The sequence below is a fragment of the Advenella sp. RU8 genome, from assembly GCF_048381675.1.
Classification (GTDB): Bacteria; Pseudomonadota; Gammaproteobacteria; order Burkholderiales; family Burkholderiaceae_B; genus Advenella.
This window is the reverse complement of the sequence record NZ_JBLWIS010000004.1, coordinates 130,249-151,103: the sequence shown is the minus strand read 5'-3', so window position 1 is coordinate 151,103 and position 20,855 is coordinate 130,249. Positions and strand designations below refer to the sequence as shown.

General features: G+C 47.9%; 17 protein-coding genes. 4 read left to right on the top strand and 13 right to left on the bottom strand.

Features of this window, described 5'->3' with window-relative positions; all coding sequences use genetic code 11:
- Window positions 1–77: 77 nt before the first annotated feature.
- The 7 genes from ACM5Q9_RS07180 to dnaA form a co-directional block, all read right to left on the bottom strand.
- Window positions 78–1,589, bottom strand: coding sequence for a tripartite tricarboxylate transporter permease (locus ACM5Q9_RS07180; protein ID WP_418144045.1), 1,512 nt, complete (start codon window positions 1,587–1,589; stop codon window positions 78–80).
- Between the two features lie 6 nt (window positions 1,590–1,595).
- A complete protein-coding gene (locus tag ACM5Q9_RS07175; protein ID WP_418144044.1) occupies window positions 1,596–2,075 on the bottom strand; it encodes a tripartite tricarboxylate transporter TctB family protein in 480 nt (159 codons plus the stop codon).
- Window positions 2,076–2,085: 10 nt separating this feature from the next.
- A complete protein-coding gene (locus ACM5Q9_RS07170) occupies window positions 2,086–3,072 on the bottom strand; it encodes a Bug family tripartite tricarboxylate transporter substrate binding protein (RefSeq protein WP_418144043.1) in 987 nt (328 codons plus the stop codon).
- A 66-nt stretch (window positions 3,073–3,138) separates the two neighbouring features.
- Window positions 3,139–4,794, bottom strand: coding sequence for a rhodanese-like domain-containing protein (locus tag ACM5Q9_RS07165; RefSeq protein WP_418144042.1), 1,656 nt, complete (start codon window positions 4,792–4,794; stop codon window positions 3,139–3,141).
- A 312-nt stretch (window positions 4,795–5,106) separates the two neighbouring features.
- Complete coding sequence (gene gyrB / locus ACM5Q9_RS07160) at window positions 5,107–7,557, bottom strand: DNA topoisomerase (ATP-hydrolyzing) subunit B (protein ID WP_418144041.1); 2,451 nt, start codon at window positions 7,555–7,557, stop codon at window positions 5,107–5,109.
- Window positions 7,558–7,648: 91 nt separating this feature from the next.
- On the bottom strand, window positions 7,649–8,758 hold the full coding sequence (dnaN, locus tag ACM5Q9_RS07155; protein WP_418144040.1) for a DNA polymerase III subunit beta: 1,110 nt from the start codon (window positions 8,756–8,758) through the stop codon (window positions 7,649–7,651).
- Between the two features lie 2 nt (window positions 8,759–8,760).
- Entirely contained in the window at window positions 8,761–10,242 is a 1,482-nt protein-coding gene (gene dnaA, locus ACM5Q9_RS07150; RefSeq protein ID WP_418144039.1) for a chromosomal replication initiator protein DnaA, read from the bottom strand.
- A 293-nt stretch (window positions 10,243–10,535) separates the two neighbouring features.
- Here dnaA and rpmH point away from each other — a divergent pair, with 293 nt between their 5' ends.
- The 4 genes from rpmH (at window position 10,536) to yidC (ending at window position 13,140) form a co-directional block, all read left to right on the top strand.
- On the top strand, window positions 10,536–10,670 hold the full coding sequence (gene rpmH / locus ACM5Q9_RS07145; RefSeq protein ID WP_006578231.1) for a 50S ribosomal protein L34: 135 nt from the start codon (window positions 10,536–10,538) through the stop codon (window positions 10,668–10,670).
- A gap of 96 nt (window positions 10,671–10,766) precedes the next feature.
- A complete protein-coding gene (gene rnpA / locus ACM5Q9_RS07140) occupies window positions 10,767–11,138 on the top strand; it encodes a ribonuclease P protein component (RefSeq protein WP_418144038.1) in 372 nt (123 codons plus the stop codon).
- Entirely contained in the window at window positions 11,135–11,401 is a 267-nt protein-coding gene (yidD, locus tag ACM5Q9_RS07135) for a membrane protein insertion efficiency factor YidD (protein WP_418144037.1), read from the top strand. Before rnpA ends, yidD begins: the two co-directional genes overlap by 4 nt.
- A gap of 71 nt (window positions 11,402–11,472) precedes the next feature.
- A complete protein-coding gene (gene yidC, locus ACM5Q9_RS07130; protein ID WP_418144036.1) occupies window positions 11,473–13,140 on the top strand; it encodes a membrane protein insertase YidC in 1,668 nt (555 codons plus the stop codon).
- A 492-nt stretch (window positions 13,141–13,632) separates the two neighbouring features.
- Here yidC and ACM5Q9_RS07125 read toward each other — a convergent pair whose 3' ends face one another.
- From ACM5Q9_RS07125 to ACM5Q9_RS07100, 6 genes are all read right to left on the bottom strand, one after another.
- Window positions 13,633–15,750, bottom strand: coding sequence for an acetate--CoA ligase family protein (locus tag ACM5Q9_RS07125; protein WP_418144035.1), 2,118 nt, complete (start codon window positions 15,748–15,750; stop codon window positions 13,633–13,635).
- A 142-nt stretch (window positions 15,751–15,892) separates the two neighbouring features.
- Complete coding sequence (locus ACM5Q9_RS07120) at window positions 15,893–17,074, bottom strand: cytochrome P450 (protein ID WP_418144034.1); 1,182 nt, start codon at window positions 17,072–17,074, stop codon at window positions 15,893–15,895.
- Between the two features lie 152 nt (window positions 17,075–17,226).
- Complete coding sequence (locus ACM5Q9_RS07115; protein ID WP_418144033.1) at window positions 17,227–18,171, bottom strand: Bug family tripartite tricarboxylate transporter substrate binding protein; 945 nt, start codon at window positions 18,169–18,171, stop codon at window positions 17,227–17,229.
- A 184-nt stretch (window positions 18,172–18,355) separates the two neighbouring features.
- Complete coding sequence (locus tag ACM5Q9_RS07110) at window positions 18,356–19,201, bottom strand: amidohydrolase family protein (protein ID WP_418144032.1); 846 nt, start codon at window positions 19,199–19,201, stop codon at window positions 18,356–18,358.
- Between the two features lie 11 nt (window positions 19,202–19,212).
- Complete coding sequence (locus ACM5Q9_RS07105) at window positions 19,213–19,902, bottom strand: fumarate hydratase C-terminal domain-containing protein (RefSeq protein WP_418144031.1); 690 nt, start codon at window positions 19,900–19,902, stop codon at window positions 19,213–19,215.
- A complete protein-coding gene (locus ACM5Q9_RS07100) occupies window positions 19,890–20,831 on the bottom strand; it encodes a fumarate hydratase (RefSeq protein ID WP_418144030.1) in 942 nt (313 codons plus the stop codon). Before ACM5Q9_RS07100 ends, ACM5Q9_RS07105 begins: the two co-directional genes overlap by 13 nt.
- Window positions 20,832–20,855: the final 24 nt, after the last annotated feature.

Genomic DNA, 20,855 nt, shown 5'->3' with positions numbered 1-20,855 from the left:
CTGACTATCCATAAACGGCCATGCCACCGTGTATCAGATGCAGGGTGGCATGGCCACATGTCAAAAACGGTAGTGTATTACAATTCCGTAAAAATTTTCTCTCGCCGTTTTTTCATCAATGGCACCGCCGATACGACAATTAATAATGATGCCGCTATGAGTAAGCCTAGCGACAACGGCCGCTCGTAAATGATTAAAAGATCGCCTTGAGAAATCATCAATGCACGCCGAAAGCTTCCCTCCAGAATCGGCCCCAGTACCATTCCCATCAACAACGGTACCGGTGAAACTTGCAACTTGATCAGGATATAGCCGAGGATGCCAAACACCCCCAACAGATAAATATCAAACACCGAAGCCCGGGCCGTAAATGCTCCTACCGAACAAAACACTAAAATTACGGGGAACAAAATTCGATAGGGCACTTTGAGCATATTGACCCATATTCCGATCAACGGCAGATTGAGCACGACCAACATTAAATTGCCAATCCACATGGATACAATTAATCCCCAAAAAACATCAGGATGCTTGATAATTACCTGTGGACCCGGTTGAATATTCTGAATAATCATGGCACCCAACAACAAGGCCATGACGGCACTGCCGGGAATGCCTAACGTCAATAATGAAATAAAGTTGGTTTGGGCAGCGGCATTATTGGCCGACTCTGGGCCGGCTACTCCTTCGATGGCACCCTGCCCCAATTCATCCTTGTGTTTGGAAAATTTTTTCTCGACTGCATAGCCCGCAAACGAAGCCATTGTAACACCTGCACCTGGCAAAGCACCTAGCACCGACCCAACGGCAGTACCACGTACAATTGAAGGTAGCATACGTTTAAGGTCTGCTTTTCTAGGCAACAATTGTGTAATCTTGGCCAGCACCGGATTGCTATCACGCTCGCGATTATAGTGCTCCAAATTAACGGCAATTTCCGCCACACCGAATACACCCATCGCCAAAGCGGTCAATTCAATACCATCCGTTAATTCAACAAAATCTCCCGTAAACCGATACTCACCTGAATTTATATCAGTGCCAATCAAGCTTAACAACACGCCAAACACCATCAGGCCGAGTGACTTATCAATTGCATCCGAGGATAATGCGATGGAACCAACCAGGCCTAAAACCATCAGTGAGAAATACTCAGCAGGACCAAACAGGAATGCCACCTGTGTCAATGGTTCGGCAACGGTTGCCAATAACATCACACCAAAGCTGCCCGAGACAAAAGAGCCAATTGCTGCCGTAGCCAAGGCCACCCCCGCACGACCACGCTTGGCCATTTCATAACCATCAATCATGGTAACGGCAGATGACGATTCACCAGGAAGTTTGAGTAAAATAGCGGTGGTTGAACCGCCATATTGTGCACCGTAATAAATGCTTGCCAACAGAATCAAAGCCCCACTGGCGGTCATACTATAGGTAATCGGCAATAACATCGCAACGGTAGAAAGAGGACCCAGACCCGGCAAAAGTCCGATGAATGTTCCGATCAAACAACCCACCAAGGCATAGCCTATGTTCTGCCAGGTCAACGCGGTTGAGAAACCAAGTGCGAGATTGTCAAACAGATCCATGATGCTTTACAGTGAGGTTGATAGGATTTCAGGGAAAACCGGGAAGGGGATTGACAAACCATAAACAAATCCCCCCACGTTCAATACCACCATTACAAAGGCGTTCACCAAAGTCGTTCGCCAGGTGAATTCATGGCTGGCCAGACTCGCCAATACGACGAGCAAGACCAAGGCAATAATCAGTCCCAAGGGTTGTAGTACCCATCCAAACACCATTACCGAACCGACCATCCAGAAGATCGATCGAAAATTCCAGCCCGTTAAACGCACGATTGATGCCGCTTTTGTACCCAGTGAACGGGCGACAATCAATGCACCGATGCCAGCTAGCAAAAGTCCGAGCATAAATGGGAAGTAACCTGGTCCCATATAAGAAAGCTGCCCCATGTCATAACGTGACGAGACCAGTGCAAATCCTCCTCCTGCAAAGATATATAGCAGACCTAGCAGAAAATTGGGTTGATGCTGAATGCGAATTGATGCCACGTTCGACTCCTTATAGCTTGATGTTGGCTTTATTGGCCACTTCACCGTAGAAGACTCTATCTTCCTGAATTGTCTTGTTCAGCTCATCAGGCGCAGACGCCGTCACAATGAAGCCAAGATCTTCAAGCGCTTGCTTGTTGATGGGATCATTCAGAATTTCCGCGACGGTACTGTAAATCTTCTGCACAACCGCATCCGGTGTTCCAGCGGGAGCAACCAGTCCTTGCCAACTTTGGAAAGCATAGCCATCAATCCCGGACTCCTGCAAGGTGGGTACATCTGGTAATGCTTGTGAACGGAATGGCGTTGTGACACCTAAGCCCTTAAGCTTGCCTGCACGTACATTTTCTGTTGCCGCGGCCAAGGTGATGATTTGCGCATCGATATGTCCACCCATGACATCTAACATGGCCGGGCCACCACCCAACGATGGAATTACTGTAATTGGCACGTCCGTGAGTTGTGACAACAACTCAATCGCCAAGTGCTGATGGCTGTTTTTGGCACCTGACAAAGCCAGCGAGGTCTTGCCTTGATTGGCCTTGAGGAATTCCAGATACTCTTTGAAGTTATTGACGGGCAAATCTGGACGTACCATGATCAGAAGTGGGTTTACAACCGCTTTGATCACGCCGGTGAAGTCTTTCAAGGGATCGTAAGGCAACTTGCGAGACGTCTGTGCCGCCTCAATCGATAAACCATCACCCGCCAATAGCAAAGTGTAGCCATCCGGTTTGGCTTTGGCTACGATGTTGTTGGCAATACTGCCACCTCCGCCTGGATGATTCTCAACAATTGTTCTCACGCCCCATTTTTCATCCAGCTTCTGCGCAATCGTACGTGCCAGCTTGTCGGAGCTGCCACCCACTGAAGCCGATACAATGATTCGCAGATTTTTATTGGGGAAGCTGTCAGCTTCTGAGGCCTGGGCTGCGGGAATCATCAACAACGATACAACCAAAGCGCTCACAACGCTTAAAAACCGTCTTTTATGCATTTTCTAACTCTCTTTTCAATATTTGCTTTAAGACTCAATCTGGGTTGAGTCAGAGGATTAAGGGTTCTACAAGTCTTGCGCAGGTGAAGCACCTAAAACCTTGAATGTGTGTTGCGCACCTTTTTGGGCCAATTGGTCCACCAGCCCCACTTCCCAATCGAGGTATTCCTTAAACTTCTGATTGCGAATTGCTGTGTCACTGTAGTCATAGGCATTCAGTGCCAAGGCCTGCTCGCCCCCCAAGGCTTTGTCTATGCCTGAGGCCGCTGGCAAGCCTGCTGCAAACCATGCTTTATTGCCTCCCAGCAAAGCCAGCGCAGGATAGCCTAATCGAGTCAGACGACGTGCCACAGCATCGGCCAGTATTCCATCGGCCGAAGTGATGACTAGCGATTGACCATTTTGTATCAATTTCTGTACATGTGACTCCAGTGTTTCCGCCACGGCAAAAAACGCACCTTGAATATGACGTTTCACATAGGCACGCGAACTTTCAACATCAATAACTACTGCCTGTTCATGCATCAGCTTTTCTGACAATGCATCACGTGCAATCCAGCGTGACGCTGCGCTGATTGGGTCTTTTAAAATCCTGATTGTTTCTGGCCCGGTTTCCAAAGTTAACGTGTTTTCGGGGCGATATACATACACCTCATACTGTCCCAATTGAACCAACCACGTGGCCACGGTGGCTGCACGTACGCCATCCAAATCCGCAATGACCACACGGGCACGTAGTGTCGCGATGTATTCATCCGTTGCCTGAATCAATTGCCCACCCGGTGCCCAACGCCATCCTGGCAAGTGGCCCGTTTCGTATTCTTCTTGCGTACGAATGTCAAACAAATAAATGCTACGTGACGTATCGTTGCGAAATTGTTCCAGACGAGCCGAGTCGATGACCGAAACTCGTGATTTTTGCAGCAACACTTCGGCATCACGACGCGCTTGTTCCAGATGCTGCTCACTGGGTTCTGGCAGTGAAATGTGGCGACCATGCTTTAACTCATGGCCGGCAAGCAACCATGCCATGGTGCCATCCTGCAAAGACACGACTGGATTCGGAATACCTGCATTAATCAGTGTCTGAGCACCAATAATGCTACGAGTACGGCCGGCACAGTTCACAACCACCAATGTTGACGGGTCAGGCGCAATCTCACGGATTCGATAAGGTAGCTCTGCGTTGGGTACGCTATACGCACCGGGTATGCTGAAGTTGTAAAACTCCTCTGGGGTACGACCGTCCACTACAACCAAGTTCTCACCTGCTTGTAATTTGAGATGAAGCGTCTGAGCATTGATGTGCGGCGTATGTGCCTGAATCTCAACCACTTCGCCTAATGCCTTGCTGGGAACGTTCTCACCGCTAAAGACTTCATATCCAGCGCTTTGCCAGGCATTGGTGCCGCCTTTCAAAACAGAGATTTGGAGATAGCCCAAACGGTTTAATATCTGTGCTGCCTCATCAAGTAGACTCCCATCATCGTCGACCAATACAATCGGACTGTTCTTGTTGGGTACCTTGCGACTGATCAATAATTCAATGCGCGTCAATGGTAAGGATGTAGCATACAATAAATGACGCTTCGAAAAGGAAGCGATATTCCGAACATCAAGAATGGCAACTTCCGTTTTTCCTTGAAGCGTACTAAACAAATCATCTGGCGATATATGCAAATAACCCAGAGAGCCTTGACTAAAAATCCCGATATCACCCATCTCTTAATCACCCATTTATTAATTTAAATATCAAACATCAAATTATAAGTAAATATTGATTTGTAATAAAAATCAAAAATAAACGAATAAAGTCGAATTTGAAATTATTCTAGGGTGATTGATATTTCCAATCCACTACTTTAATATCATGAGCTTATCATTTTTAATAATTTAATTTTAAATAAACTATTTTTATCTAAAGGGCATCTAATAATATCAGGATTTATCCTGACTGTTAAAATACTGAGGCCCATAAGTTCTTCCACTTATGGGCCTCAAATTTGCATGTTACGTATTTAGCTACAACAGACTTTAAATATCCAGATTCGACGCCATCAGCGCATTGCTTTCAATAAACTCCCTGCGTGGTTCCACTTGGTCGCCCATCAGCGTTGTAAACACATTGTCAGCAGCAATCGCATCTTCAATCTTGACGCGTAGCAGACGGCGTGCAGAAGGATCCATGGTGGTTTCCCACAGCTGATCAGGGTTCATTTCACCCAGACCTTTATAGCGCTGTTTCGTAACCACCCGTTCAGCTTCGCTGCGCAACCATTGAACGGCTTCGCGGAAATCGTTCACGTATTGCTCTTTGCGTCGTTCACCTTCACCACGATAAACCAGGGCGCCTTCGCCAACCAGGCCAGAAAGGGTTTCTGCTGAACGCGACAGGACGGCATAATCCTTGCTGTTCATGAACTCCTGGTTAAACACACAAACACGAACGTTGCCGTGGTGAATGCGCTTGAGCACCAAACGGTGTTTGTCCAGTTCCTCATCATATTCTGCCTCTACGGTCACTGCATGTGGCATGGCCGGGTCAAACAGGGCCTCTTGCAGGTCCTGAGCCGATTTCTTGGCATTTTCCGCATTATCCAGGTTAATCTGTACCCCTTCGGCAATCGCTGACAGGGCTGCGGCATCCATGATGCGTGACAGGCGGTCAATCACCTGATCGGCCGAGACATAAAGCTGAACCTGTGTTTCAAGATCTTCGCCGGTAATGGCTTGCGCGCCTTGATGTGGAATCAGGCCGGCATCTTTCAGGGCAACCTGTTGCATGAATTCGGCTTCTTCAACCGCATCTTTCAGGTAGCGTTCTTCACGGCCAAATTTTACCTTGTACAAAGGTGGTTGGGCGATATAAATAAACCCGCCCTCAACCAGTTGGGGCATTTGCCGATACAGCAATGTCAACAGCAAGGTACGGATGTGTGCGCCGTCAACGTCCGCGTCGGTCATGATGATGATGCGGTGATAACGCAGTTTGTCGATATTGAAATCGGGGCCAATGCTGGTGCCAAGTGCGGTAATCAGGGTGGTAATCGCCTCACTGGCGATCAATTTGTCAAAACGGGCCTTTTCCACGTTCAGCACTTTACCGCGCAAGGGAAGAATGGCCTGGAATTTACGGTCACGGCCCTGTTTGGCCGAACCACCCGCAGAGTCTCCCTCCACAATGTAAAGTTCTGATTTGGCAGGGTCTTTTTCCTGGCAGTCTGCCAGCTTGCCTGGCAAGCCAGCACCTTCCAGGACACTTTTACGACGCGTCATTTCGCGAGCCTTGCGGGCCGCCTCGCGGGCACGGGCCGCCTCTACAATCTTGGCACAAATGGCTTTGGCGTCATTGGGGTTTTCCAAGAGCCAGGTTTCAAGCGTGCGTGACACCGCTTCTTCAACAGCCGGGCGGACTTCGCTGGAAACCAGCTTGTCTTTGGTCTGGCTGCTGAACTTGGGCTCGGGTACCTTGACAGACAATACGCAAGTCAGGCCTTCACGCATGTCATCGCCGGTTGTGTCAACCTTGGCCTTTTTGGCCATTTCGTTATCGGCAATGTATTTGTTCAGGCTGCGGGTCATGGCAGCACGTAAACCGGTCAGGTGGGTACCACCGTCGCGCTGAGGGATGTTATTGGTAAAGCAAAGCACGCTTTCGCCATAGCTGTCGTTCCATTGCATGGCAACATCTACGGTAATTGGCGAGCCACCAGCATCGGATTCGGTAGAGACGTTAAATACATTGGAATGCAGTACCGTTTTGGTACGGTTGATGTATTCCACAAAGCCTTTAACGCCACCTGAAAAGGCAAAATTCTCTTCCTTGCCTTGTCGTTCGTCAACCAGGCGGATCTTGACGCCGTTATTCAGGAAAGACAATTCACGCAGGCGTTTGGACAGGATATCGTAGTGGTATTCGACGTTGTCAAAAATGGTGCTGTCTGCCAGATATTGCACCTTGGTACCGGTTTTATCGGTAGTGCCAACCACTTTCAGGGGCTCGATGCGTTCACCACGCTTGAATTCAATCTGGTGAACCTGGCCATTGCGGCGAATGGTCAGTCGCAACCATTCTGACAGGGCGTTCACGCAAGAAACCCCGACACCATGCAAACCACCGGAAACCTTATACGAGTTCTGGTCAAATTTACCGCCGGCATGCAGCTCGGTCATGACAATTTCAGCGGCACTGCGGTGGAATTCGTCATCCTTGTGGATGTCAGTGGGAATACCACGGCCATTATCGGTAACGGAGATGGAATTGTCGGTATGAATGGTTACAACAATATCATCACAATAGCCGGCCAGGGCTTCGTCAATGGCATTGTCGACAACTTCGAACACCATGTGGTGAAGGCCTGTACCATCGGATGTATCTCCAATATACATGCCGGGACGTTTACGGACAGCCTCAAGGCCCTTGAGCATTTTAATGGAATCGGCACCGTAACCTTGATTCGGGGTGTTCGGAGTATTTTCAGACATAATGGAATAACGCTTTAAAAAATCTTGATCGACTGCTAAGAACAGGAGAATATCCGGCCATTAGGTGGCCGGGATATCAGTATTTGCCTGACTAAATACGCATGGGCATGACAACGTATTTGAACTCTGTTTCTTCAGGCAGGCTGATAAGTGCGGATGCATTGACATCCGGCTTGACGGACCAGGTGATTTCTTCGGTTTTTGCCATAGCCAGGACATCCAGCAAATAGCTTACGTTGAAACCGACATCAATAGGCTCAAATTCATAATTCACTTCAATTTCTTCCCGCGCTTCTTCCTGCTCGGCGTTGGAGGAGGAAATTTGCAGCAGGTTGTTTTCAAGATGAAGCTTGACCCCTTTGAGCTTGTCAGTGGTCAGGATGGCAGCACGCTGCAGGCTGCTTTGCAAGGCTTCACGATTGATATTGAAACTGCGTGTATAGTCGGTTGGAATGACCCGTTTGAAATCGGGGAACTTGCCTTCCACCAGCTTGGAAATGAGTTCAACATCACCAAAAGTAAACCGGATCTGGCCAGCAGCCAGGTCAATCTTGACCGGTTCATCACTTTCATCGAGCAGGCGCTGCATTTCAAGAACGGTTTTACGTGGAACAATCACCTCGTGGCGCTCACCAATACTTTCAACTGTTTCAGCCGCATGTGCCAAACGGTGGCCATCGGTAGCAACGGTGCGAACCATGCCTTCCTCAAACACCATCAACATGCCATTCAGATAATAACGGATGTCTTGCTGGGCCATGGCAAAGTGCACCATATTAAATAGCTTGCGCAGCGTTCTTTGTGGCATGGACAGGCTCAGGTTCCAGCTTTCAGGCTGGGCAACCGTGGGGTATTCGGCTCCGTCAAGAGTTTGCAGGGCAAAGCGGCTTTTACCGGCATTGACTGACATTTTTCCGTCGTTCAGGCCCAGCTTGACTTCTCCGGTATTGGGCAAGGCCCGCAAGATATCCAGCAATTTACGTGCGGCAACCGTCGTAGATTCCACATCATCACCTACGCCAAAGTCGGCATGCGTGGTGATCTGGACCTCAAGGTCGGTTGCAATGAATGCAACACGGTTACCTTCTTTGCGCAACAGGATATTTGCCAGAATGGGCATGGTATGCCTGCGTTCAACAATACCGGCCACTGTTGACAGCGGCTTGAGTACAGCATCTCGGGTAGCTTGTAGCAATTGCATGATTATCCTTTTAAGGTTTGTTCTAACACGTGTAATTGGTGATTTAATTCTGCGTTTTTCACGCGTGCTTCGGTAATTTTACGTACTGCATGCAGGACGGTTGTATGATCCCGTCCACCAAACAGGTCGCCAATTTCGGGCAAGCTTTTTTGAGTCAGCTCTTTGGCCAGGTACATGGCAATTTGCCGTGGCATCGCGATATTGGCGGGACGCCGTTTGGAATACATTTCCTGAACCTTGATTTTATAAAAATCGGCAACGGTTTTCTGGATGTTTTCTACCGTGATCTGTCCATTGGACACGGAAAGCAGGTCTTTCAGGGCCTCTTTGCATACTTCAACCGTAAAGGTTTTAAGCCCGTGAAAGCCGGCGTAAGCAGATACTTTACTCAGCGCGCCTTCAAGCTCACGCACGTTACTGCGCAAATGCTTGGCAATAAAAAACGCAGCTTCCTCTTTGAGGATAATACCGGGTTTTTCTTCGGCTTTACGAAGCAAAATGGCAACCCGCATTTCCAGCTCGGGGGGTTCGATATGCACGGTTAGGCCAGAGTCAAAACGGGAGGTCAGGCGGTTGCTGATATCCTGCAACTCACGCGGATAGGTATCGGACGTGATGATGATTTGCTTGTTTTGCGCCACCATGGTTTCGTACAGGTAGAAGAACTCTTCCTGGGTACGGTCTTTCTTGCGGAAAAACTGGATGTCGTCAATCAGCAGCAGGTCTAGCGAATGGTAGTAACGCTTGAATTCATCAAAAGTACTGGTACGGAATGACTTGACCAGGTCAGAGTAATACTGGTCGGCATGGATGTACCGAACCCGGTTGACTTTGCCGGCCTTGATTAGTGCATTGCCGATGGCATGCATCAGGTGGGTCTTACCCAGGCCGGTACTGCCGTAAATAAAGAACGGGTTGTAGGCCGAAACCCCAGGTTTGTCGACAATTTGTGCCGAAGCGGCATTGGCCAGCTGGTTAGAGCGTCCTACCACCAGGCTTTCGAAAGTCAGGTTGGGGTTGATATGCGAACGCTTGTAAATGAAATCTTCAGATTCGGTATTGCCAAGCATGGTTGCGGCTGGCGCATTGGGCGCGGCGGACTCGATGATGACTTCAGGGCTTGCCCCGAACGAAGGTGTACTGCTTGCAACCGGCGCTGCCTGAACCGGTGTGGCCGGTGCTGGCGCAGGCGCCGATGAGGTCACGGTTCCTTGCATGGCTGGCGGCATTTGGTTGGGGCGCACCAACTGGAACATGACCTTGACATCGGGACGGTTGAACCACTGGGATGCCAATTCCTGAATACGCTGCGTGTAATTGGTTTTGGCCCAGTTCTGCTTGATTGGCGTGGGCGCAGAAATGCGCAGCTCTCCCAGTTCTTCATCAAAACCAAGAGGAGCCAGCGGTAGCACCCACGCTTTCATTTGCTCGGGAGGAAGTTCCTGTGCCAATGCCTGGACACAGGATTGCCAAAACTCTTTCATATACGATCTACGATAAAAACGTTCTATTTTACCCTGACAAGTAAAAAGTTATCCACAACTTGAATAATTAATGGGAAATTTTCCACAAAGTGCTTTCTTTTCAAAAAAAGAACAGATTTTATGTTTTAATTACGGGAATTCAGCCTAAACCATTGACTAATCACTAATTATTTGATGAAATAAAAGGCTTTACAAAATTCTTTACGTCGTTTGGATCATTTTTGGGTATCTTTGATAAAAATACTAAAAAAAGGTCCTGAACAAGCTCTTAGCTCTTTATATTTGGAATTTCCATGAAACGTACATACCAACCATCAGTCACACGCCGTAAACGCACACACGGCTTTCGCGTTCGCATGAAAACACGTGGCGGCCGCGCAGTTATCAACGCACGTCGTGCAAAAGGCCGTAAGCGTTTAGCTGTTTAATCCCAGCTGATTACAATTTAATAATCAGGTTGAACAGAAAATGTGTTTACCTCGTAAACACAAGGCTTTATCATCTGCTCGTCCCGATTCATAAGCATGCCAAGCGCCACCTATCCCAAAGCGGCGCGACTGCACCGCCCCTTAGAGTTCACCAATGCCCTGAAAGGCAAACGTGTATCTCGAGGGGCTTTGTTTACGCTTAGCAAAGCCAAACCAGTCTCCCCTCTTCCCGAACCGATCGCCCGATTGGGGCTTGTTATCGCCAAACGGTTTGCTGCCAAAGCCACTACTCGCAATGCCATTAAACGGGTTGCACGTGAGTCTTTCAGGCATTACCGTCATGAGTTACCTGCCTGCGATTACGTCATTCGCCTGCACGGCAAGGTTACGCCCTGTACCCTTACTGAACTCAAGATAAGCGTGCGGAAAGAAATCGACCATCATTTTGCAAAGGCAAAATCGGCATGATCAAGAAAATACTCATAGCACCTATCCGGTTCTACCGCTATTTCTTAAGTCCCTGGATCGGACGTTCCTGCCGTTTCACACCCACCTGCTCCGAATACATGATAGAAGCCATTGAAACCCATGGTGCAGCCAAAGGGCTGTATTTGGGTACAAACCGGATCTGTCGCTGTAATCCGTGGTGCCAAGGTGGTCATGATCCTGTTCCTCCTGTTTCTGGCCGCTCCTCGCCTGAGAAGAGTCTTTTTCCCAAAGATTTGTTTTAAATTCAGGTGTTATACCCCTAGCTGGGTTAAACTGACGAGCTTTACTAACCGCTTAATAATGATCAGGTTAAATGGATATTAGACGCACCATCCTTTGGATGATTTTTGTATTTTCGGTGTTCGCCATCTGGAATAACTGGCAAACCTACAATGGCCAGCCATCCCTGTTTGGCCAGGCACCCCAATCAGAAACCAATCCCAATCCGGCCTCCGGCACCCCTGGCATCCCGAATGCTGCCTCGCCTGCCGGTGCTACAGCCACTCCATCAACAACAGCACCTGCCGTTGCTTCAGAAAAAATCACGATTACCACTGATGTTTTCAAAATGAATTTTGATTCCATTGGTGCCCAGATTGTGTATGCAGAATTGCTGAAGTATCCTGCCTCTGAAAACAGTGACCAGCCAATCGTATTGCTGGATAACACTGCAACGGCCGAGTATATTGTACAAAGCGGTTTGGTTGCACCACAAGGAAGCAACAAGCGCTACCCCGACCAGAATACCGCTTTCAGGATGGTTTCTACCGAAACCACCATGACTGGCGATACCTTGCCAGTGGTTTTCGAGTCTGAGTCTGATGGCATCAAGGTCACACGTACTTATACCTTCCATCGTGATTCTTACCGGATTGATGTCAAGGACGAAGTTAGCAATATCAGTGCCGAGCCACAATCACCGTCACTGTACCTGCAAATTGCCCGTGATGGCCAGGATCCTGCTGGCAGTTCCAGCTTCTATCCTACCTTTACAGGTATGGCAGTCTATTCAGACGAAGAACGTTTCCAGAAAGTATCCTTTTCCGAAATCGACAAGAAAAATGCCGATTACATCAAATCGGCAGATGATGGCTGGATCAGTGTGATTCAACACTTCTTTGTAACCGCCTGGGTTCCACCCGAGGGCAAAGAACGTTTTATCGATATGCGCAAGGTTTCCAATACCCTGTATGCCATCAGTTCCGTTGAACCATTGGGCACCATTGCACCCAACACGACCGTTACCTCCCAATCTACCTTATGGGTTGGTCCACAAGACCAAGAAGCACTGGCAGCCATTTCGCCATCACTGGATCTGGTCGTTGACTATGGCTGGCTAACCATTCTTGCCAAACCCATGTTCACGTTCATGACCTGGTTATATTCCTTGGTGGGCAACTGGGGCTGGACAATCGTTCTGCTAACCGTCATTATCAAATTAATCCTTTACCCATTGTCGGCCTCAAGCTATCGTTCCATGGCCAAAATGAAAAACGTGGCCCCGCGTATGCAGGCCCTGAAGGAGAAATTCGGTGATGACCGCCAGAAGCTGAACGCAGCGATGATGGAAATGTACCGTACCGAGAAGATCAATCCATTGGGCGGCTGTTTCCCAATCCTGATTCAAATTCCGGTATTCCTGACCCTGTACCGCGTATTGCTGTCCAGTGTGGAAATGCGAGGTGCAGGCTGGATTGGCTGGATTACCGACTTGTCAGTCCGTGACCCATACTTCATTTTGCCTGCCATCATGATGGCAACCATGTTCCTGCAGATCAAGCTGAACCCAACCCCACCTGACCCAACCCAGGCCAAGATCATGATGCTCATGCCGCTGGTATTTGGTGCCATGATGTTCATGTTCCCTGCCGGTTTGGTATTGTACTGGTGTGTTAACAACATTCTGTCTATTGCCCAGCAATGGTACATTACCCGCAATATGAACAAAGCGGCTAATGAAGCCATCCTGACGCACAAGTAATTCAGGTGTTGCCCTTTTCCGGTTTATCTTTGTTCAGGTAAGCCGGAAAACAGAAATAAGAAACCGCATCCGAAGATGCGGTTTTTTTGTGTTCGATTACCTGCTTATGAAATGCTCCGAGCCTTGCGAAGCTGAATGCAATTCACATGCCTGGGATGGCAACGTAGATTAAGTTTCGGGTATAGGGAAGAAAAAAATAATAGAAATCAACTATAAACTATTAATAATAAATAAATTATACAAAAATACAGGCTGGTATTATCATACCTACATTGCAGCTATGAAGGGTTCTCTAACGCGCAGTAGAACACTTCACTAAAGCTGCAATCCAGTGTGGTACAAGTCTCGCTGTTAAAGACCTGTCACCACACACCTTTTCCTCGCATTAGCAGCGGGGAATATTCTTTTGAAGTCTCCTCCTCCCCTTTACGGGGAAACTCCTCCCTTAAGCCTGCTTCTTTTACCAAGCAGGCTTTTTTTTGCCTGCCTTAGTTAAACTTCGATCAAGGCATCGGCAATGTAACAGCCCTTTTCACCCGGAACCGCCAAAACCGGATTGACTTCCACCGATTTGATCTGGTCCTGTGCCTGTGCCGCAAAAATGGACAGCCGGGACAACTGCCCGGCAAGCCCGTCAATATCAACTGCAGGCTTGCCACGTACGCCTTGTAAAATTGCCGCACTGCGAATACTTAGAATAAGTTCCTTGGCAGTGGCCGCGTTGAAAGGACAACGATGCAGGACGACATCTTTCAAGACTTCCACATGAATGCCACCCAGCCCGAACATGGCCACAGGACCAAAAATCGGATCATTTTTTACCCCCATGATGCATTCAACGGCATCATTGACCTGCTTGGCAATAAGTACTCCGGTAATTTTTGCGGAAGGTGCTTTTTCAGCCGCTCTTTCCAGAAGCAATGCATAGTTTTCATGCACTTCGGCAATGCTGGACACATTAAGAATAACGCCGCCAATTTCAGATTTATGCTTGATATCGGGCGACAGGATTTTCATGACAACCGGGAAACCAAAGCGTTCCGCCAACCTGCCAGCCTCTGCAGCATCTGTTGCCACTGCTTCCGGCACACCTTGCAAGCCTGCTTCTTCAAGCAAACGTTTTGCCTCTGCCTCATCCGGTGTCGTCTTCAGGGACTCCAGGGTTTTCTTTTCAAATGGAATCAATGCATCAGGTTTACTGAAGGCAGTACCCAAGGTACTCATTGCCTTAATCGCCCTCACGGCGCGCACTGGATCTTCAAATACGGTGAAACCGTCTGCCTCATAGCGGGCAATCGTTTCTTTTTCCGCAATCAACGATAAAACTAATAAAGCATCAGGATATTTGCTGACGGCCTTACTCAATTCAGGACGTAATTTGGCTTCAATCGAAGCGGTTCCTGCCGCATGTGCAAAGAAACCAAGAATAGATGTGTATTGGCCCGTTTCCAGCATGGTACTCAGGAACTGGTCAGCCAATTCAGGCTGATTGATAACTTGGGCAGTGCAATCAACCGGGTTTTTAACTGCAGCAAAAGAAAGCGCTTCTTTCAGCTTTTTTTGTGCCCTATACTCCAGCTCCGGCATGGATAAATCCATGTCTTCGGCTACGTCACTAATCAATATGCCTGCACCGCCACTAATCGTAATTACGCCAAGTGCATCACGCTCGGGGTACACTTTTTTCGTAGCCATATAAGCAATATCCAGAAATTCATCAGGACTATAGGCACGTACCGCCGCATATTCTTTCAAAACCGCATCAAATACCACATCGTCACCTGCAATAGAAGCAGTATGTGATTGTGCTGCGACCTGACCAATCGCACTACGCCCGGTTTTCATAACCACCACCGGCTTGCGATACTGCTTGGCCAGTTTCAATGCTTGAATGAACTTTTCAGGGTCAGACAAACCTTCCAGGTAGACACCGATTACCTGAATTTCAGGATCCCTGACCATATCAAGCATGACCTCTGCAACGTTGATATCCGCTTCGTTGCCAGTGGTGACGCAAAGTGGAATACCAATACCACGATTACGTGCCGAGCAAAAAATGTGCAAGGCAAAAGCCCCCGACTGACTGGCAATGGCGATAGAACCAGGCTGCGGCCAATACAGTTCAAACGCTGAGGAAAAAGTGGAAAACAAGCCCTGGCGATCATCATAAAATCCTAATGTATTAGGGCCTAATACACGAATGCCATATTTTTTTGCAGTCGCGATTAATTCCTCCTGCATTAATTTGCCTTCATTGCCTACCTCTGAAAACCCGGCAGATAAAATAACGGCCAGCCGGGTGCCCCGCTTTCCTAAATCAGCCAGCATCTGGTTGACCATGCCACTTGCAACCGCAATAATCGCAATATCCGGCGTTTCAGGCAACGCTTCTACGCTAGGATAGGCCTTGAGGCCTTGAATTATTTCCTGTTTGGGATTGACTGGATAAATCCGCCCCTTATAGTTCCGTTGCAGCATATAGGAAATTGGCCTTCCGCCAATCCGCAAAGGGTCATTGGAAGCACCAATAATTGCTATTGAATCGGCTTCCCAGAGTTTTTTTGTATTCGTTTCCGGCTGTAAATTTAAGATTGCATCAGACTTGACCACGTGTGTCTCCTTCCGTTATTTTGAATTTTCCTGGAACCCTTTTTTTGCAGGTGTATCCAGGATTCAACTACTTTAGAGCAACACGTATAAATTTAAAATCTTTTTAAACTTAAGGGAGCGTTCAGGTAAATAAAATCTATGATTAGCTGCAGGAACCGCAACAGGTTTCAACAAAAAGTTTGACAGGTAAAACGTCAAACCCGCCTGCAGGATATTTTGCATGCACTGGGCTGATATTTTCACCTAATGAAAACCTGCTGGTATCCCGTAGCAATTCTTCCATCACCAGACGCAGTTCCAACCTTGCCAGAGGGGCACCGGGACAGGCATGAATACCCGCACCATATAACAGGTTCAGCGACGGGTCACGGTCAGGCTGAAACACATCAGGGTTCCCAAAAACAGTTTCATCGCGGTTGGCTGATGCCCATAATAGGGTAAGACGTTCACCGGCTTCGATTTTTTGTCCTGCAATGGTAACTGCTTTGGTAGACACGCGGCGACTGGCGATTAGCGGTGGATGAATGCGCAGGATTTCATCGATGGCCGCAGGTAAAAGCTTAGGCTTATAACGTAGCTGGTGTTGTAATTTGAGATGCCCGGCCAGATATTTCACCAATATGCCAATACAGGCGGCAATGGTTCCCAATTCACCAACGGTCCAATTACGCAAGATACTTACCAGTACCTCATCTGGAATCAGCTCACCATTGATGGTTTCACGCATCAAGGCAGTGGTTAAATCATCGGGAGCCTGATCACCGGCCTGGCGTCTTGCCGCCAGCAGAGAACGGATGTAGCCGTCAAATTCAAGGGCAATCTCGGACATGGCCTGATGATCCTGTGCCTGGGTTGCCTGATGATTTTTACGTACCCATTGAACCAATGACGCTTGCAACGATTCCGGCCAGCCAAGATAGGCGCATTGCACTTGTACTGCATAAACCCTTGCGAAATCTTCAATAAACTCAAACTCCCTGTTTTTAGGTGCCTGTTTGACTAGATTGACCGCAATTTGACGACAAACCGGTTCAAAAGCAGAGAGCCTTTCCTGATTGAAATATGGCTCGATAAGTGCCCTGTAAACCGTATGTTCTGGTTGATCCATGCCATTAGGCACGGACAAATGGCGAGAAACGGCATTGCTGAATGTCTGATGATCATTCAGCAATGCCAATACATCCTTGTGCCTGAGCAAGGTCCAGTGTAAATGCCTGTCATGAATGACTGGACAAGCTTGCCTTAATTGGTCATAAGCTGCGATGGGCTCATTGGAAACAGATGCTTTACGGACATCTTCGGAGAGGAGTACAACATCATTCATAAATCATCGTCCTTGCTGGAATTTGAATGATTCTTGCACAACCCGGTTTTATTTCCCTTGATACCCATCAATACTTTAGTTAAATAGTCGGGTATATATTAAGTAGTCTTTATTTAACCGTCAACAGCACATGAACGCTTAGACATGCAAAATTAATTCAAGCTAATGTTGCCCTTGCGAATTACATTCCCCCAATTTTTTACTTCTGTAGAAATCAATTTGGAAAATTGTTCCGGTTCATTTATTTCTTTAACTGCACCCAATCCATCCAATTGCGCAATCACTGTTGGTTTCGCCAATATTTTTGCCATTGTGTTATTTAGCTTATCAACAATTTTTTGGGGTGTCCCGGCAGGAGCCACAATACCAAACCAGGTGTCAACGACATAGTCAGGGTACCCCAATTCCTGCAAGGTAGGAACATCAGGAAATACAGATGATCGCTTCGCAGAGGTAACCGCAAATGCTTTCAAGGCACCTGATTTTATATGTGGTGCAGCCGCAGGCATATTTTCAAAAACCACACTGACTTCCCCCGCTAGTGCGGCCGACATGGCCGGCGCACTTCCTTTATAAGGAATATGTAAAATATCAATACCCGCCTGCTGTTTGAACAGTTCACCTGCCAGGTGAATGGAAGTACCAAGACCGGCGGAACCATAAACCACACCTTTGGGATCAGCCTTCGCAAAATCAACCAATTCCTTGACCGAGTTGTATGGAACCTTTTTGTTGGCAACCAAAATATTCGGTACTTTGGCAATCAACGCAACCGGGGCAAAATCTTTTTCTATATCAAATTTAATATTTTTATAGAGTGTCTGGTTGATCGTGGAATTGGCCGCTATCATTAACAGGGTGTAGCCATCGGGTTTTGCCCGGGCAACCTGATCTGTGGCAATCGTGCTGCCTGCCCCCGGTTTGTTTTCAACCACAAACGGCTGCTTCAATTCTTCTGTCAACTCTTTGGCCATAATACGTGCCAATACATCGGTCGTACCGCCAGGGCTAAAACCCACGACCAAACTTACCGCACGTTCGGGATAATTGGTTTGTGCACTAACCGGCGCCGTCATTGCCATAAGTCCTAAACCCATACTAATTGTCAATGCGGCTATACAAAATTTGGAATGGCTTTTCATAAACTATCTCCTTTAACTAACATCTCACTTCTCCTTTGATTTAGTCATTTTTTAACCGTATTTATTTTTCAATGTAATCAACAGTATGCGCCAGTCTAGTGCATGCTATTAAATCAAACCATACAACACCTGCTCCATTTTAAATCGTTGCTAATCCCAGCAATTTTCTCGCATTATCACCCATGATTTTCTTGCGATTAACTGCTTGTATTGGCAAGGTTTCAAACCACTCTTTATAACCTTTAATAGGACAGAATGGAAATGAACTGGCATACAACATTCTATCTGCCAGAAAACCGTCTGCGGCTTTAACATACTCTTCCCAACCCGCCATCCGTGAAAAATACATATCCGGTGACAGATAAACATTGGTGCGCCTGAAGGCAATATGCAAAATTTGCGTGACCCATGGCCAACCACCATGCGCAAGCACGACTTTCAAATTAGGAAAATCGGCAAGCATACGATCGGTACGAATCGGGTCAGAGTAACTAAGATCAGGGCCGGCAGTACCTCCCACCATCAAAATAATGGGAATTTGCCGGTCTTCACAATGGGCATAAATAGGATAAAGACGACGATCATCCGCATACATGGGAACCGGATAAGCACCCGGTTCTATGTTGATCAGTTTAAAACCGGCAGCCATCGACTCATCAATACTACGACATGCCGCAACCCGGTTACTTGGATCTATCGAAGCAGCACCAATAAAGCGGCTGCCATAGGTATCCATGAGCAATTTGACATCTTCATTGGAAATGCTACCCAGCATCCCAGCAAGCCGGCCCACTACCACCCCGTGCTGCACGCCCGCAGCATCCATTTCTGCCAGAGTCATTTCCATGGATTGCTGCTGTGCCGCTGGGGAGGGTTCAAAACCCACGGTTCTGGTAAAACCGTCACGACGTTCACCTGACGCGTACATCAGGGTAGAAAGAAACTCACCGGCCGGCGGTCTTAAGCGAAAATCAATAATAGACATTATTACCTCTTCTACATCACTTCATTTTTACGGTCACTGGTTTCACCAAAACGGTGTAATGCGGGTGGTTTCAAGCCGGCATAAAGCTCATCAATCCGGGCATTAACCTGCTCGCCATGCCGATGAAAAAGCGAATTGCCATGAACGTCGCTTTCCACAATAAAGGGGCCAAAATCTTCCACTTCAAAAAGCCACATCGCCTGCGCAATGCCCAGTTCATCCAACCAGAAGACATCGCGGACCTGTTTGATACCACGACCCAGCAAGGCACCCGTACCATAGCCGACGGTTGTCAGGTAGACCGCACCCTGTGGCACCATAATATTGGCATAGTCATCATGTGGCATACCGCCTTTACCAATGACAATTTTGGTCTGTGTCAACTCAAGCCATTTGGGCATCCATTTGGAAAACCTGAAACTGGCCGTAGCCGTAACGGCCCCAACGTTGTATTCACCTTCGGGCGTGACGGCTGCTGCCGGAGAACAATGAAAATTAACGTTGCTCAGGCTCTCGAGATCCACAGGCAATGCTTCTCCATTACCCAATACTTTTTGATACACACCCTCCCTGGCGGTATACACCACGCCAGTCATGTAAACCACTGACCCGATTTCCAGGCGGGCAATATCTTCCGCAGTAGCAGGAAGATTGATTCTGAAAACCTTCAACTCTTCATCTTGATTATTCAACGATTCCATTCAACTGTCTCCCTTCTCATATAAGGCGTGAACCATTCAGGATTGGTACGGTATTCAATACGTCCATCCGCATAAATTCTCGCGGTAGACCGTCGTGATGACAGACAGAATGTATGAATGCTGACTGGCATGCCACCCGTATGCGTATAGCCCACTTCAATATGGCAATCAACCACCATGGATGAACCAACAAATCCCATTGCGCCCATGCCAATTGAATTGCCCAGTTTTTTCAGTTCCATTTCAAGCTCGGCGATTTTGGGATCAGGATTACGGTCACCCACTGTGCGCAAGCAAGCTGCCTGTTTGCCCAGTTGCATACAGGTATCCTTGGAACCGCCAATACCAATGCCTACAATTGCTGGCTGACACGCCAGGCCACGCTTGCCAAAGGCAATCAGGCCATCCAGTACAAAACGCTTGATACCGTCAATACCATCACCGGGAAAAAGCATTCGGTAATCGGTTCCGAACAGGCCACCTTTATGAACTGTTGTGATATCCACCCAGTCGGCATCCGGTTCAAACGACCATTCAATTTCAGGTGCATTGATACCCACGTTATTGTTGTGTTCCGTACGCCATAAAGGGTGTACCCGATTGGGCCGTAATGGAATTTGAACAGTGGCATCAGCCGTGGCCTTACGCAAGGCCCGTTCGATCCCGATAAAACCGGCTTGCACACTGGCGTTATTACCCATTTTTACGTAATAACGCGGCACACCGGTATCCGCACACATGGGACGGCGATCCTTGCTCGCTGCTTCCCAGTTATCAACCATGGCATGCAACACGAAACGGGGCAATTTGCCTGTTTCGGTTTTCTGCATTGCCTTGATGCCTTCGCTGTAATCTTCCGGAATATCGATGGCAGCACGCTTCATTATTTCCAGTGCTGCCTCTTCAATTCGATTTATCTCAATGGCCATATCCTGCCTCCTGAATAATTTTGT

Coding starts and splice junctions, on each gene's coding strand:
- ACM5Q9_RS07120 (WP_418144034.1), bottom strand. CDS start 17,074: ATGAATGATGTTGTACTCCTCTCCGAAGATGTCCGTAAAGCATCTGTT.
- ACM5Q9_RS07170 (WP_418144043.1), bottom strand. CDS start 3,072: ATGCATAAAAGACGGTTTTTAAGCGTTGTGAGCGCTTTGGTTGTATCG.
- ACM5Q9_RS07180 (WP_418144045.1), bottom strand. CDS start 1,589: ATGGATCTGTTTGACAATCTCGCACTTGGTTTCTCAACCGCGTTGACC.
- yidC (WP_418144036.1), top strand. CDS start 11,473: ATGGATATTAGACGCACCATCCTTTGGATGATTTTTGTATTTTCGGTG.
- rpmH (WP_006578231.1), top strand. CDS start 10,536: ATGAAACGTACATACCAACCATCAGTCACACGCCGTAAACGCACACAC.
- gyrB (WP_418144041.1), bottom strand. CDS start 7,557: ATGTCTGAAAATACTCCGAACACCCCGAATCAAGGTTACGGTGCCGAT.
- dnaN (WP_418144040.1), bottom strand. CDS start 8,758: ATGCAATTGCTACAAGCTACCCGAGATGCTGTACTCAAGCCGCTGTCA.
- ACM5Q9_RS07110 (WP_418144032.1), bottom strand. CDS start 19,201: ATGTCTATTATTGATTTTCGCTTAAGACCGCCGGCCGGTGAGTTTCTT.
- dnaA (WP_418144039.1), bottom strand. CDS start 10,242: ATGAAAGAGTTTTGGCAATCCTGTGTCCAGGCATTGGCACAGGAACTT.
- ACM5Q9_RS07105 (WP_418144031.1), bottom strand. CDS start 19,902: ATGGAATCGTTGAATAATCAAGATGAAGAGTTGAAGGTTTTCAGAATC.
- ACM5Q9_RS07100 (WP_418144030.1), bottom strand. CDS start 20,831: ATGGCCATTGAGATAAATCGAATTGAAGAGGCAGCACTGGAAATAATG.
- ACM5Q9_RS07115 (WP_418144033.1), bottom strand. CDS start 18,171: ATGGGTTTAGGACTTATGGCAATGACGGCGCCGGTTAGTGCACAAACC.
- ACM5Q9_RS07165 (WP_418144042.1), bottom strand. CDS start 4,794: ATGGGTGATATCGGGATTTTTAGTCAAGGCTCTCTGGGTTATTTGCAT.
- yidD (WP_418144037.1), top strand. CDS start 11,135: ATGATCAAGAAAATACTCATAGCACCTATCCGGTTCTACCGCTATTTC.
- rnpA (WP_418144038.1), top strand. CDS start 10,767: ATGCCAAGCGCCACCTATCCCAAAGCGGCGCGACTGCACCGCCCCTTA.